The organism is Williamsia muralis NBRC 105860 (assembly GCF_001598915.1).
Classification (GTDB): domain Bacteria; phylum Actinomycetota; class Actinomycetes; order Mycobacteriales; family Mycobacteriaceae; genus Williamsia; species Williamsia muralis.
In genome coordinates this window covers 12,993-27,895 of the sequence record NZ_BDAP01000011.1, presented here as the reverse complement: position 1 = coordinate 27,895, position 14,903 = coordinate 12,993, and the positions used below count along the sequence as shown (strand labels likewise).

Genomic DNA, 14,903 nt, shown 5'->3' with positions numbered 1-14,903 from the left:
CTCCTTGTCGTGGTGGGTGATCGGGGCGGATTAGTCGCGTCCGGCGGCGTCGGTTAGTGGGTCGGTGCGTGCGGCGTGCGTCAGCCCGAGTCGGGAGCTGTGGGCGACGACGTGATCACAGGCGGCATCCAGGGCCCGCCGCACACGGTGCTCAGATTCAGAAGTGATGACTTCAATCGCCACGAAGACCTCCCCGGCGCGGCGGGTGGGAATGACCTCCACGGTCGGCACCGCGTGCAGGTAGTCACCGATCAAGGCTGTGCACTCGCGTTCGATCGACCCGATATCGGCTGCGGTCGCTGGGGCGAGGAACCCGTGGACGATCGCGGTGTAGCGCCGGGGTGGCTTCATCGAGGAGCGGGCGGTGAACCGATCAACGCCGTCCATCATGGTCGGTACAGCTGTGAGCATCGTGGCCATGGATCGTCCTTTCGCTGCGGTGCAGGGGTTTAGGGTGTGGTGCCTTCGAGGACGTCGTTGGTGTTGGTGAGGGCGATTTCGTCGGAGGACCGCATGTGTTGCATGAGGATGGGGTCGCGGTTTTTCATCACGACCAGGCACTGGCCGCGGCCCAGTTGCATGAGGACGTCGCGGGTTTCCGGGGGCAGGTGGTACATGTCGCACACTGCTTCGGCGTCATCGGCGCGGCCCTGTTTGTAGAGCTTGACGATGTCGGCTTCTTGCATCAGGGCCCGTGACGGGGAGTCGGCGGGGTGATCGGACAGGTGGTGAAACGCACTCGACGTCGACAGACCCAGGCCGCGCGAGAGTTTCATGTTGGCGCGGGCGGTGTCGCCGGTGGAGCCGTCTCCGAGGGACCAGCCTTCCTCGAACACCTCGACGGTTTGGGTGCGGTTTTGTGAGCGGGCAGCGAGCCGGTTCGACAGCCACGTTTGGGCGGTGGTCATCACGACCTGGACGGCTTTGCCCTGCTCAGGCAGGCCGGAGATGTCGAAGTGCACGAACGGGTGCTCGAGGGCGTCGTGGACTGCTTGGCTGGTGGGCCGGTCGACGAGTCCGCGGAGCTCGCCGTCGATGAGCTCGAGCAGGGTCAGCCCGGCGTCCACGCCCCATTCGAGCGAGCGGGAGGCCCAGCGGGAGCCGAAGTAGCCGCCGTCACCGAGGTTGGACAGGATCTCTTCGGATAGTTCGGCGCCGTTGCGGACCGCGTCGTAGGCCGCAGTGGACATGCCGGGGTCGGGGTCGAGGAGTTGGCCGGCGACCTCGACCAGCAGCGGCTCTCGGTTGGCGGCTTTGGCGCGTTCGTTCACGATTGCTAGGGCGCGGCGCACCGCCGCCCGCATTTTCGGGGTGATGGGTTGTTCCATCGCGTCTTTGAGGACCGCGAGCAGCAGGGCTTGCTGGCCGGCCGGGACGACGCCGGCCACACCGCCCTTATGGCGGCCGTCGGTGGAGATGGCCGGGTCGAGCAGGTTCAGGCTCACCCCGGCCCCGTCGAGCAGGAACTCGATCGACGGTGCGCCCAAGGCATCGGCGATCGACCCGTACTCGCCCCGTCCGCCTTGGCGTTTCTTGTCGAAGACGACTACTTGCCGGTTGAGGATAAGTTGCCGGAACACACTGGTTTTCATGTCCGAGGACTTGCCGGTCCCCACATCGCCGATGTTGCAGGTGTTCACCCCGTCGATGACGCCTTCTTTGTACAGCTCGAACGGGTCCAGGCGCACGACCGATTGGCCCATCAGGTTTTGCCCGGTGATCAGGCCGGAGTGGGCAATGGCGCGGCGGGTGGTGAACAGGTTGAGCGCTTCGGCCTGGCGGGTGGTGGTCCAGCCGCCGGCGGGGCGGCGTTCGTACCAGCCCGCCCGATCGAGCCAGCGTTTACGCAGCGGCGGATCACGCCGCTCCATCATCGGGGCGTAGGCGCCCCATTCGTCGAGGTCGCCGCCCCCATTACCGTGGCGGGCTTGTTCTCTGAGCAGCTGCACATCGGCCAGGTCGGCGTCGTAGTGCTCCATACCGTCGTCATCGAGGTACACCGGCTCGTCGGCTTTACCCATCACCCAGCGCATCCAGCCGCGAATGGCCTGGCTGCGCGAACGCTCGACGTCTTCGTCGGAATAGTAGGGCTCGTCGGGGTAGGCGTGGGCGCCGGTTCGTGTACTCATCAGTGCGACCTTGGGGGCTAGTTGCGGGTGAACTTGGTACGGGCCAGACCACGCCCGAGGGGCAGGGTCCAGAACTGGGCGATGTCGTGATCGTCGGTGCACCAACGGATTTCCGGGATTGCTGAGTCGCCGGCGGCGGCGGTCACCCGGTCACACGCCCGGTCCAGGTCATCGGCGTCGCGGCCGGTGACCGCGACCGCCATAGACCAGATGACCCCGTGGTAGCCGGTGCCGGCTTTGAGGTCTTCGCGGCGCCGCGCCGACGACGAGGACAGCACTTCTTCCGAGCCGTCACTGATCTGCCCTTTTTGTTGCAGCTCAATGGCTTTGGCGGCGTCGTTGGTGGCATGTCGTTTGGTGGCCTGGCGTGCGATGCGGGCGGGCACCAGATCCATGCGGACGGTGATCGTGCGCATGGTCGGCGACGGGGGCAGATCATCGCCGGGGTCACCGGGATCGGGCTCGACGCGCGAGAGCAACGGGGTCAGCCATGCAGGTCCCAGCTGTACCGGCGGGATCTTGCTCGGCGGTATCACCCCGACGCGGGTGTGCCAGTACTCGTCGCGGCGGTCGGGGTCGGTGGAGGCGCGCACCAGCACCGAGTCGTGGCCACCGAAGAACGAGGGGATCCAGTTCCGCCAGCTCGCGCCCTGGTGGCGGTCCAGGGCGAACGAGGGGTTCATCATGGCCCGCATCACCGCACACGCTCGTTGTTCGCCGAGCACGTCGACCCGGCCGAACCCGGCCGACTGCAGCGCCCGTTGAATCCGGGCGGCTTCGTCGCGGATCACCTGTGCCACGCCACCTTCGGGGGTCGCGTTCTTACTGCGGGCGATCCGCGCGGCCTCCCGCATCAGCCGCCCGTTCTCCGGGACCGCAATCGACAGATACGAATACGGCTCTTCCGAGTACGGCCGGGCGTCGTCGATCAGATGCCCGTAGGACACGATCGCCGGGGTCAGTAACTCGACCCTCTCCGGTGAGGTTTCACGGAGCTGTTCGATCTTCTTCTGCACCCACTGCTCGTGCGGGTCCAGGTCGGCCGGCACTACCCGCAGCACCAGCTGCAAACTGCGGGTGAACACGGTGTCGCGGGCCGCGGCGTTGAGGACAGATTCGCTGTAGGCCGCCTGGTTTTGGGCCCACCGCTCGTTCGACCGCAGCCCTTCGGCCTGACCCTGGACAGACATGATCAGCTGGAAGTAGGGCCGCTCCCCCGGGTTGTGGTGCCACAAGATGAACAAATCATCCAGACCCGTGCCGGTCAGGTCGATCGGCTCGCACGCCCCCAGCGCCGGCGGGAACGTCCACCCCGGATCAACCTGCGGGTCGCCGTAATCAGGGTCAGGGGCGATACCCAGAGCGGGGTCGCCGGGAGTGAGCCAAATGTGGCGGCCATCGCGACGCCGCCACCACGTCGAGCACCGGTGCGCAGCAATCCCGGCCAGCGATTCGTCGCCGATCAACTTCAATGTGGACCCGGCCGTGGCCACGATGATGACCGCGCACAGTCCCAACCCGGTCAGGCCAGGCATCATGATCATGACGATGAGCCCGCTCAGTGCCCCGATCGTGCACAAGATCAGCTGGGCGGCCGGAAGGCCACGTGAGGCGACCTCGCCGCCGAGGACCGAGGTCCGAACCTCTTCGTGCATGGGGACTGTCATCGCGGTCGTTGTCCTTTCTGGTCAGGCATGGCTGGTCAGGTGTTGTCGGGGGTGGGCGCGGAGTCAGCGGCGACGCCGTGGGTGCGGCTGGCGGCGTTGATCGCTGCGGCCCGGGCACCGCCCGAGACTCCGGCGCTCGCGGCGTGGCCGGTCATCGACACGCCTCTACCGAGCCCGGAACCGGCGGCCGCCAGTAGTCGGCCTGCGGCTCCCCCTTCGGGGCCGGCGAGCGCTCCGGCTTTGCCCAGAGCTTTGGAGCCCTTGGTGATGCCCGACCCCAGCTCGCCGCTGTGTCCACCGCCGCCCTTGCCGCCGGTATGACCTCCGCCGGGGCTGGCGTTCGCGGCGCTGGTCGCTTTGTGGGCGGTCTGTCCGCTCTGCCCACCCACAGGTCCTCCACTACCGCCGCCTCCGCCGCCGTGGCCACCACCACCGGAGGCTCCGCGGGAGGCCCCGATCGCACCGCCCATGCCGGCGCCGATGATTTGGCCTGATCCGCCTCCGGAGTCGCCCATTCGGTCGGAGTCTTCGGTGTCAGGCAGGACTGGTGCCCATTTGAGCATCGAGAACGGCGCGAGACCGATGACGACGAACGCCAGCGCCATCAGCGTGAGCATGCCTAGCGATTGCAGTTCCCCGGTGCTGGCGATCGAGTTCTTAGCTGCGTCGTTGAGCAGGTCGCTGAGCAGCCCGAGCATGAAGAACAGCAGCGGCACACTGAGCATCAGCGACAGCAGGGTCATCGGGATCCGCAACGCCTTTTTGCGCATCGGCGGATAGACGAAGAAGGCGAACCCGATCGCCATCGCGCAGGAGGCCAACGGGATGCCGATTTGGTGCATCAACAGACCCACGTACAGCGCGAACGCCCCTATCGCCAGCAGGCCAAAGCCGATCAGTCCCATCAATGTTCCGCCGACCAGGGTGTCTTTGTTGACCGCGCCCAGGGTGGCCGAGACATTGTTGACCAGCTCGTCGACCGATGTCCCCATAAAGCCGACGAGGGCATCGGACAATGCCGCACAGAACGCTTCGATCATGTACGCCACTCCGGGCGCGAAGAGCATGAACGCCACTGCCATCGGCGCATAGCCCAGGGTGTTGAACAGCAGTTCTCGCCCCCCACCGCTGCGGGCGGCGCGCACGGTCGCGGCGAGGAACAGTACCGCCAGCACCGCGATGCCCAGCCCTACGGCCTTGGCGTACCAGGCGATGAACCATTGGGCCTTGAAGTCGAAATTGCCTACTTCGGCCAGGCCCGGTAAGACTTTCTGCAGCAGGCCGATCGAGCCTTCTTTCATCGTGTTGGCCCAATCGTCGATCACACTGCTGGGATCCTCGACGAACTTGGCGATCGCCACTGCCCCGGTCCAGAGCATCGAGAACGCATCGACTGCGGCGGCTCCGAGCTTGTAGGCCCCGGTCTCCTTGATTGCCTCGTCGACCCGGTCACTGAGCTCGGTGTTGCGGTCGATCCACGCTGCCGTCTCGTCGAACATTTTGCCCACGTTGATGTTCCAGTCCGTGCAGCTCGCGACATCCGGACCTCGGGCTGCTTGGTCACAGTTGACGAAGAATGCGTGTTCGCAGTACGCCCATCCGCGTTTCTCGCCGGTGTTGCAGGGATCTTCGATCCGGTTGCGTTGCGGGTCGCCGGCCTCGGCGTTGGTGCGTCGGGGGCCGTCCTCGGCGGCGGTCATGATGTCCATCGATGCCGCGTCGGGTTGTTTGGCCCACTTGAAGCCCCACGTTGTGATCGCTTCGCTGGTCCAGCGTTTGAGGTCGTCGGCGCACACCGGTGTGGTCGAGGGGTAGAACTCAGAACGGTCGTTGGGAAAGGTCTCCTGATACCAGTCACTCGGGGGTGCCCAGCCTGCGTCGACCGCTTCTTTGGCCTTCTTCTCGTCGCGCAACGCCTCAGCGGGCAGCGACTCCCCGCTGGGCAGCTCCACATTCGACACGACCAAGCCCATCGCCTTGGCCTGAATCAATTTGACCTTCTGATCAGCGGGAAGGCCCCAGTACCGCAACGCTTCCTCGTTCGGGAACATCGCGGCCAGGTAGCCGGCGAAGTCACCGCCCTTGTCCGCGCAGACCCCTTTGAACCAGGGGCCGTTCTTGAACTCGTCGGTGCCGGCGACGAATTGATTGAGCTCAGCGGGCATCCCTTTGGGGAGTTGTTTGCCGCCCGTCGTCGGCGCGACAGGCCCGTTCTCGGGTGCGGCGGCGGCCTGCCCGGCCCCCACGGTGACCAGCACCAGTGCTGCGGTCACCAGCAGCAGCGCCCGCACCCACACCGAGTGCCCACCAGTTCGGGGCGTACGGCGAGAGCTTGTGCGGATTCGACGAAAGATGCTGGTCCTCATGGGTTTCTCCTGTAGCCCGGCGACTTAGTCGACGTAGAAGCTGTAGTAGCCGTTGGTCGCCTTCTGCGCGAGCGGTGAATCGGCGGCCGGGAACGTCGTGTCGGCCGGGTTAGGCCCCGGCTCGAACTTCCAGTCGACTACTTTCCAATCGGTGCCGCTCCAAGACAGGGTTACTGTCGTTGTCGACCAGATCGTTTGCACGCCAACCTTGCCCGCGTCACCGATCTTCGATTGGCTGGTATCGACCTGCCACACACTGACAACTGCGCGGGCCGGGTCGAACGTCGGGACCGTGGTGACCACTGGAATGGTCGAGTACACGTTCTCGGTCGCCCCGCGGCCGGAGTTCTGCTCGACTACGTCGAGCAACGCCTTGCTCGCACCGGGGCCCACGGCCTGCTCTCGCAACTTGTCGCCGGAGATCCGGCCCTGCCCCGCTTGAGTGATGGCCTGAATGAAGTTGACGGCGGCGGTTACCGCGCCTGTCTTGTCGCGTGTGTATCCCGACGGTATGCCGTCAGTGATCGACTGCGGGCCATGGGCGGAGCCGATCCCCTGTGTCGAGTTCTTGTTCGCTGCGCCAGAGTCGCCGCCGTCACTACCGCCGCACGCAGCAGCGAAAACAAAAACAAGGACCACGATGATCAGCAGTGTTACGCCGCCGATCCACCACGGCGTACGCGATCGTGTCGGGGCACCGCCCCCTGCGGCCGAAGGCGTGCCGACTCGGCTGTAGTCGCGGGCCATCACCGCACACCCCCGATCGGGTTGGGCGACTCGCTCGGTAGTTCGTAGCCAATCATGCTGTGCTCCTTGCTTGTTAGGACGTTGGGCGCTTTAGAGGATGACGGTGAGCAGGATGATGAGCAGCGTGATCACGAGTGCTACGCCGAAGAACACGACGAACCGAACGCGGCGCAGCTTGTGGCGGTCGCCGCCAGCTCGTGGGGGGACGGGGGCCGCGCCGGGGTTGATGGGGCGGCGAGCGCGGGGGCTGGGAGAAGATGTCATGTCAATGTCCTTTTCTGTGAGTGGGATTGGTGGGTTTTGGGTTAGCCCGAGACGGCGAACAGGACGCCGCCGATGAGGATCGAGGCCCCGGCGCAGGCGCCGAGCCCGGTGAGGGCGTCCATGAAGGAGGCTTTGGCCTCGACTTGCTGTCCGGCCATACCGCGCCGGTTGGCCATGGCCATCTTCACCGAGGCGGCGATGACCCAGATGGTGCAGGCGGCCAGGCAGGCAGCCCAGAACGCAGCCATCAGCCGACGCCAGGTGTCCCCGACACCGGTACCCCAGAGAGAAAAGTCGGGGGTGATGCCGTCGAGTGGGCTGTCAATCGCGACGACAGTGTCGGCGCCGGCGACACCGGCGCTGGTCAGCCAGGCCAAGGTGACGATGCCGAGGATGGATGCGGCGCGAATACTGTTGCGCTGCAACCTGCTACCGCCGGTGCTAGTGCTGGTGGTCATGAGTTACCTCCTTGTGGTGGATAGGTGTTCATTGCTGGGTGGGGGTTGTAGGGACCGGTGTTGGGTGGTGGCCCGCCTGGTGCTGGTGGGCCGATGTACACAGCGGGTCGGGTGATCGAGGTGGGTACCGCACCGGCGGTGTACTCGATGGGTGCGCTGCTGCGCAGCTGGGAAAGCTGGTCGGCGATCTCCGCTGCCACCCGCGTGTAGGCGATGTGGGTGGGCGCGGCGAGCTGGGCTTCGGCGATGCGGGTACCGGAGCCCTCGAACAGCGGCTCGTAGGGAACGTCGATGATCCGGGTGATCCCCAGATCATTGAGGTCGCTGATGATGGCGTCCCGGTCGACCGGGTCAGCGCTACCGGGGGTGGCAGCGATCGCAACGACCGCGTCGGTGACCAGGCCCGGGCGGCCGTGCCGACTGCGCAGCCCGTCGAGCATTTCCAGCACCGCGCGCGCGGCGTCGCGGCGGTAGGTCATCGGGATCACCAGCTGGTGGGCATTGTGGGCAGTCCACTGCCAGTTCTCCGACAGGTCCTCTCCGGCGGTGTCGACGAACACGCCGTGGCGGTGTCGGCGCAGCACGGCGGCCACCGCATCGCATTCGGCGTTGCCGATGGCTTTGGCGCGTTTGGACGAACTATCCGAGGCCAGGACGTCCACCATGGTGCTGGGCTGGCGGCGCAGGTACGCCCCCAGCGCCCCGGCCTGCGCGTTCGGCCCGGCGAGCTCGCTGGCGTGCTCGAGGAGATCCCACACGTGCAGCTGCTCGCCGGGTGTGGTGGCTTCGGCGCGGTCGGCCAGGGTGCCTTTGGATTCGGTGTTGTCCCATGCCACCACGCCCGCACCGCGGAACAGCCCGAAAATGTAAGAGAGCATCAGAGTGGTCGGTGTTTTTCCCTGTCCGCCTTTGGGGTTGGCGATCATCACCACGAACCACGGCGGCAAGACCGCCCGGGAAATCAGCTCGACGTCGTAGCGGTAGTCGATCTCGGCGGGTTCAGCGCGCAGCTTCATCCCGAGGGTCTGATTGATCCGGCCCCACCGGCCCCACTCGGCCGGGTCGGTCTCGATACCCGGGTTCGCCGCGAGCAGCTCGCCGCGCAGCACCTGGTGGCGATAGTCCTCGTCGACAACAGGCGGCGCGATCGCGCGGACCGGCGGACCGAACTCGACGGTGGGGGCTTCGCCTGGTCCGACCGGCGCGGGCCGCACCACTTCGGTTTTCGCGGCGTCGGTCGGGTCGGTGGTCGCGGCGGCGAAGATCGCTGCGCGGGTGGCTTCGGCGGCCTCGCGGGTGGTGCGCGGACCCTCGACGGGTTCGGACGCCACCGTATCGGTGGAGTCACTGTCGTCGTCGGCGGTGTCGTCGATGGGTTCTGGTTCGGGTGGGCGGCGGCGCAGTGTTTGTGCGCGCAGGTTCACGGGTGTTTCGGCGTCGTACGGGCTGCCGACGCTCGATTGCGGATAGGCGTTGCTGGAAAAGCTCATACGGTCCTCCTTCGAGGTTGGGTCCGGGGCAGGGACAGGTCGGTGGTGGTCATCGTTGGGCGAGTTGACTCACCTCCCAGATCGGTCCGTTGCGCACGCAGATCACCCAGGCCGAGGTGGTCACCGGTGCACCGACTTGCTCACCGTCGGGGGTGCGCGCGGTCTGGGTGACCTCGTAGACGTAGTACTTGCGGTCGGGCGTTTGCGGTGCCCCTTGGTCGGGCATCAACCGGATCGTGGGTGTGACCACGGCATCTTGTTTGGCCCAGGTCAGCCATTGCCCGCCAGGACTGTTGGAGCCGGTGGCGAACAAGCTGTCCGCGAACTTTTGGGTCAGCAACGGGGCGGCGCGGGCGGTGGCGTCGTTGGGGCCGCGGTCGGTGGCGGTGTCCCAGGAAAACCAGATCTGCACCGCCGCTTGTGAGACCGCACCGGGGTTGGACCGGTCGAGCTCGGCCGCTGCGTCGGGCAGGGCCGAGCTGGGTGTGGCCGCGGTGGGCTCGATGGTGCGCGGGGGGTCGTTCGGATCCCACTGCTGGGCTTGGGCCGGGGTGCGCGGGGTCGTCGATGCCGCGGTGGGTTCGCCGTCCTCACCGGAGCACCCGGCCGTGAGTGCGGCGGTGATGGCGATCGCCGCCGCTGTGACCGTCAGTCGGCCAGCAGCTGATCGGCGGGTGGGTGTGTGGGTGGTGGTCATCCGAACCTCCGTGCGTCGATGCCGTCGCCGAGGTTCGACAACGGGGAGACCTTGACGACGTCTCCTGATTGGGGGGCTTCGACCATCTGGCCGTTGCCGATGTACATGGCCACGTGCTGGGGGTTGCCGCCGCCGGGGAAAACCACATCGCCGGGCTGTAAGGCGTTGATGGGGACGGGTTTTCCGCGTGGATCGTTGAGCTGGTTGACGGTGTAGTGGTCCAGGATGATCTTTTGATCGGAGGCTTGGGCGATCGCGTAGATCATCAGTCCCGAGCAGTCGAACCCGATCTTTCCGAAGTCGCCGGCCGCGTCGGCGGCACCGCCGCCGTCGGAGATCCCGCCGCTGGGCCCGTGTGCAGTGCCACCGCCCCAGGCGTAGGTGGTGCCGCGCCACTTCATCGCTGCAGCGACCGCACGCTGCCCGAACGGGCCACCGCGGGGAAGGTCAGCGCTGCCGGGGCCCGGGGCGGTGAACTTGGCGGCGGCGTTCGCGGGGATGTTGCGGACGTAGTTGCGGGTCTCTTGGTTGTCGCAGACCCCGCCTTGGGCTTGGGTGGCGCCGGGCCCGCAGTTGTACATTGACAACCACAGCTCGGTCAGGTCGCCTTTGAGTTTTCCTTGTTGCAGATCGGCTTTCGCGATCTGAGCCAGCTCGCAGTCGTAGGCGGCCTGCGACATCACCGCATCAGCGACGTTGCGGGTTTCGCGGCGGCCGTCGCCGTCGCCGTCGACCGCTTTGGCTTCCCACGTGCTCGGAATGAACTGGGTCGGTCCGTCCGCGCGAGAGGTGGCGTTGTGGGCTTCGACGTCGAAGTTCGACTCGTTCTCGATCTGGGCGGCGATCAGGGGGGCGGTGACTTCGGGGCAGGTGGTGGCGGCCTTGATGATCCACGGCTCGAACTCGGCCGGAACCGATCCTGGTTTGAGTCCTTCGCCCAGGCCGCCGGCGGGGGCGCAGCCGGCACCGGGAGCGGGTCCGCGTGCTGCGGCCAGCTCGACGGTGGCCGATTCGGGTGTGGACGCGGCCGCGTCGACGAACGCGCCGTCGGGTGCGGGCTTTTTGTCGGTGACACCAGCTTCTTTGCTGGTGACCGGCCAGGCACCCCACCCTTGAGTTTTGAGGACCCGGTTGGCGACCTCCATCTGCTCACCGGCAGTGGCAGCATTCGCCGTGGGGGCGAACTCGCCCCCGCCGTTACCGGTCCAGGTTTGCGGGTTGAACTGCAGCCCACCGAAGTAGCCGTTACCGGTGTCGATGGCCCAATCGCCGCCGGACTCGAGCTTGGCGACTTTCTCCCAGTCGGCGACCGACACCACGGCCGGATCGGAGACATGCTCGGCCGGTGGCGGTCCGCGGGGTGCGCCCGGATCTGCCGACGGGTCACTGGCCGGGGCTCCCGGCTCGCCAGCACCCGAAAGCCACGGCATCGGGTCAACAGCAGTGCCGGCCCCCTCCGGTAGACGGCCGCCGTCCCACACCTCAAAGTGCAGGTGGGGTCCGGTGGAGCCGCCTTCAGAACCGACCGAGGCGATCTGCTGGCCGGAGGAGACCTGGTCGCCCTTTTTGACCTTGAACGAGCTGCCAGGCATGTGGCCGTACACGTTCGAGTACTTTTTGCCGTCGGCGTCGAAGTCGATGATGATCCAGTAGCCGAATCCGCCGGCGGGCCCGGCTTCGGCGACCGTTCCGCTCATCGCCGCATAGATCGGGGTGCCCAGCGGCGCAGCGAAATCCACGCCCTGATGCATCGTTCCCCACCGCGGCCCGAACGGGGAACTGAACTGGTAGGTGTCCTTTTTCATGGGAAGCACCTTGGTGCCCGGGCCCTGCACGGTCGGGCCTTGGGCGGCGACCTGAGGTAAGCAATCGGTGGGTGGTTCGGGATTGTCCGATCCGAACCCGACGAACATGATCGCCGCCAGAAGCAGCCCGACGACACCAGCCAACGACAGTTTCTTGGCGGTGCCAGCTTGTTGTGCCATCGGGTCTACCTCCTCACTTTGGTTGCATTACTTCGCTTTTCACGCGCCCGGCCAGGACAAGCAAAAAGAGGAAAAGTGGTGCGCGCCCGTAGCGCGCACGGCGGGTGTCAGATCAGCTGCACATCACCCGCCGAGTGCTTCACGGAAGAAGTCATAGAGCCAGTCCAGGGCGGTTTTGCCGTCGATGATCAGCTTGTCGTATTGCCCGTGCGCATTGGAGGCGTAGAACGTGGCAGCGGTGAGGCCCTCGCCGACGAGCTTGGAAAGGTCCTGTGCGCCTTGGGAAGAGACCAGCTGGGTCAGCGACCCGAACATGCCGGCCATGTCCTGGCCCTGGCTGTGGGTGGCCAGTGCTTGCTGCTCGGGGGTGGCGCCCGCACCGAGCAGTTCCGGCGACATTTTCGCGCCTGGTTCGAGCACACCCAAGGCCACCGACGCCAGATCCAAACCGATCGGCAGGAGCTGGGTCAGCGCCATCAGGTTGTGCGATTCGAGGACCTGCCAGGCCACTTCTTGGAGCTGGCCGACGTTGCGAGCCAGGCGGACGATGTCGAGGTTGCCCAGCAATCCCAGGACCACCGACGCGATTTGGGTGGTCCCGGACGGATCGGGAATCAACGCCACGAGTTTGGCGGCGGTCTTGAAATCGATCTGGGCGGCCATCGTCACCCACGGCGACAACATGTTGTTGAGATCCCCGGCAGTCTTGTGCGCGCCGGGGATGTCGCCGGTAAAGATCTGTTGCGGCAGCCGTTGCAAGCCCGCCACGATGCCCCGGTAGTCGGTGCTGGTCACCGCGGTGACCACGTTGAGCCCTTGCCCGATCAGTACCTCCGGTTTGAGGCCACCGAGCACGGTGGCCGCCGACGTCAACGCTGTCTTATCGGCAGAGTTCAACGGTGCAACCTGGGCCACCAGCTGGGCCGTGGAGGCACCGAGAGCGGCGTAATCCGGAGCGGCGCCACCGGTTTGGGGTGTGGGGAGTGCATCGGTGCCCTGCCAGGCCGGTGCACTCCCCTCCCCTGCCCCTGTGGGGACCGTCGGCGAGACCGAAACAGCCTCACCGGTCGGAACAGCCGCCGCACCGCCGGCCTCACCCCTCTCGGACGTCGGCGATGCAGCGGATGGAGTGGTCGTCGACCCCGCACCGCTCGACGCGGTGGTGGGTGTGGTCGACGACGTGGTGGTGGTGCCGGCGAGGGGGACGGTGGGACTTGACCCGAGCGCTTGGGACAGCGACGACGCAATGGAGCTGGTGGTCGACAGGATCGCCGGAACGTCCATCGCGTTGAACGTCGAGAGCAGCGAGTTCGCCTGCGCGGCAGGAGTGCCAGGCTTGGCGTTGCTCAGGTACTTGTCTGCGCCGGGGGTGGTCTGCACCCACTGCTGGGTATCGGCCACCGCGGTGAAGGTTTCCAGGAGCTGTCCGGCCAACGACGCCAGCGAGGCGATCTGGCTGGCCTGACCGCCCGAGGCCGGCGCGGGCTGGCCCTGGAGCTCGGCGATCTGATCGTTGAGCGCGGTCGCCGCCCCGACGGTGCCTGGCACATCGGTGCGCGAGTAGTCACTGGTCAACGCTTGAGCATCGGCCGGCGATGTCACCGCACTACCCGTAGTCGGTGTGGTGCTGGTCGTGGTGTCGGCGACTGTGGTTGTGGTGGGTGCGGTTTCACCGTTGCCCGATGATCCGAGCATCTGCCCTAGACCGGCTATGAAGGAGTGCTCGGAGGAGTTCGTCGAGCAATAGAGGTCACCGGGTGCGCAGACCTGGCGGACCTTGTCGGCGAGTGTGCCGAAACCACCGGGACGGGTGCCGGCGATGCCTTTACCGGTCGGGGCGGGTCCGGCGACCGGGGCGTTGCCCTGTTTGGGGTCGGCGACCAGGCCGACCGCGTCGATCTTGTCCGGATCGACGGGGCCTTGTCCGTTGCCGATCTGCCAGGCCACATCGCCGGCCACGTCAGCGCCTTGGGAGTAGCCGCCGAGCACGTTTTGCGATTCGGGGCACTGTTCGAGCAGGCCGCGAAGACGTTGCACGCCATCGGCTTCCGAGCTGGCGTAGGTCTGTCCTTTGTCGAACGCTGACGCCGAATAGTTCGGGTAGATCACGGTGATCTGCGAACCGTAGGACTCTTCGAGTTCGGCGCCGACCTTGCCGAGCAGCCCGGCCGGTTTGGAGGGGTCAGCGGTGGCGGTGGTTTCCCACGTTCCGGGCACCAGGTACGCCATATACGGGGTGCAGCTCGACGGCTGGGCGGCGCTGGCGGTGGCGGGCACGGTGGCCACCACGGTCAGCGTCACCGACAGGGTCGCCAATCCAGCCACTAGTGGCCGCATCTTCGCTCGACTCATGTATGTCCCTACCGCCTAGACTGAGGGACGCCGATCGGCGTCCGCTTCGTGTGGATGAACATCGGCAACCCGCGGCCTGGGAGCGTCACTCGACGCCAATCTGAACCGCTCCCAGGCCGCCCTACTCGCAGTAGGACTGTGTGCGTGACCACTGGTCACTCCCCTATCGACACGTTTGTTGGAATCCCGGTGATGACCGTGCGACCCTCACGAACACCGGTCTCGATCACCTGAAACGTCAGGCTCGGTGCAGCCGAATTGGGCAGGAACTCAGCCAATCTGACCTCGTACACACCGCGGCCGGTGTCGGTGATCTCCAAGCAATGGGTCGTCCCGGCCGGCAGAGCGTCCACGGCCCGTTGGATCGTGGGCGCATCAGCAACCAGGGCCGCATCCGGTGCCACGACCGCGCGGGCCGCCTCGCCCGAGCGCTGCACGTAGTAGCCGTAGTCGAACGCCTTGATGGCGTCGACACCGTTGCTCGTGCCGCCGGCATCTCGGCCCCACGACACCTTGCCCACCGTGGTGGTGGGGCAGGCGGGATTGGTGACCGACGGCGGCGGCGCAGGAGACGGCGACGGAATCGTGGTCCAGTTCGCCTGATCGGCGGCCGGCAGGTCCACATTCGGTGGGTCCGACCGCAAAACCGACAACGACGACGTCAGCACCATCACACCGCCGGCCACCACGATCACCAGCACCACGATCGCCGCGGCCACGATGACCGATCCCCGACGACGTCGCGAAC

At 66.5% G+C, this 14,903-nt stretch carries 12 protein-coding genes; all 12 read right to left on the bottom strand.

Annotated elements, in window-relative coordinates; genetic code table 11:
* Window positions 1–30: 30 nt before the first annotated feature.
* The gene (locus tag WIMU1_RS24415) at window positions 31–420 is read right to left on the bottom strand and encodes a hypothetical protein (RefSeq protein ID WP_062800994.1); all 390 of its coding nucleotides are present in this window, start codon (window positions 418–420) and stop codon (window positions 31–33) included.
* A 29-nt stretch (window positions 421–449) separates the two neighbouring features.
* Entirely contained in the window at window positions 450–2,129 is a 1,680-nt protein-coding gene (locus WIMU1_RS24410) for a putative type IV secretion/conjugal transfer ATPase (protein ID WP_062800991.1), read from the bottom strand.
* A gap of 17 nt (window positions 2,130–2,146) precedes the next feature.
* Entirely contained in the window at window positions 2,147–3,796 is a 1,650-nt protein-coding gene (locus WIMU1_RS24405; RefSeq protein ID WP_147431456.1) for a hypothetical protein, read from the bottom strand.
* 35 nt (window positions 3,797–3,831) lie between these two features.
* Complete coding sequence (locus tag WIMU1_RS24400; protein WP_147431457.1) at window positions 3,832–6,162, bottom strand: ABC transporter permease; 2,331 nt, start codon at window positions 6,160–6,162, stop codon at window positions 3,832–3,834.
* Window positions 6,163–6,186: 24 nt separating this feature from the next.
* Window positions 6,187–6,909, bottom strand: a complete 723-nt coding sequence (locus WIMU1_RS24395; RefSeq protein WP_062800986.1) for a DUF8175 domain-containg protein — start codon at window positions 6,907–6,909, stop codon at window positions 6,187–6,189.
* A gap of 90 nt (window positions 6,910–6,999) precedes the next feature.
* Complete coding sequence (locus WIMU1_RS26295) at window positions 7,000–7,173, bottom strand: hypothetical protein (protein WP_023961859.1); 174 nt, start codon at window positions 7,171–7,173, stop codon at window positions 7,000–7,002.
* Window positions 7,174–7,214: 41 nt separating this feature from the next.
* Window positions 7,215–7,631 (bottom strand): hypothetical protein, encoded by a 417-nt coding sequence (locus WIMU1_RS24390; protein ID WP_062800984.1) that lies wholly within the window; start codon window positions 7,629–7,631, stop codon window positions 7,215–7,217.
* Window positions 7,628–9,121 (bottom strand): MinD/ParA family ATP-binding protein, encoded by a 1,494-nt coding sequence (locus WIMU1_RS24385; protein WP_062800982.1) that lies wholly within the window; start codon window positions 9,119–9,121, stop codon window positions 7,628–7,630. Before WIMU1_RS24385 ends, WIMU1_RS24390 begins: the two co-directional genes overlap by 4 nt.
* Before the next feature lie 49 nt (window positions 9,122–9,170).
* Window positions 9,171–9,818 (bottom strand): hypothetical protein, encoded by a 648-nt coding sequence (locus WIMU1_RS24380; protein WP_062800980.1) that lies wholly within the window; start codon window positions 9,816–9,818, stop codon window positions 9,171–9,173.
* Window positions 9,815–11,803, bottom strand: a complete 1,989-nt coding sequence (locus WIMU1_RS26825) for a peptidoglycan DD-metalloendopeptidase family protein (protein ID WP_062800978.1) — start codon at window positions 11,801–11,803, stop codon at window positions 9,815–9,817. Before WIMU1_RS26825 ends, WIMU1_RS24380 begins: the two co-directional genes overlap by 4 nt.
* Window positions 11,804–11,926: 123 nt before the next feature.
* Window positions 11,927–14,155: a cutinase family protein gene (locus WIMU1_RS24370; RefSeq protein ID WP_084248546.1), complete on the bottom strand. Its 2,229-nt coding sequence runs from the start codon at window positions 14,153–14,155 to the stop codon at window positions 11,927–11,929.
* Window positions 14,156–14,310: 155 nt separating this feature from the next.
* Complete coding sequence (locus WIMU1_RS26290; RefSeq protein WP_023961849.1) at window positions 14,311–14,874, bottom strand: DUF8176 domain-containing protein; 564 nt, start codon at window positions 14,872–14,874, stop codon at window positions 14,311–14,313.
* Between the last annotated feature and the right edge of the window lie 29 nt (window positions 14,875–14,903).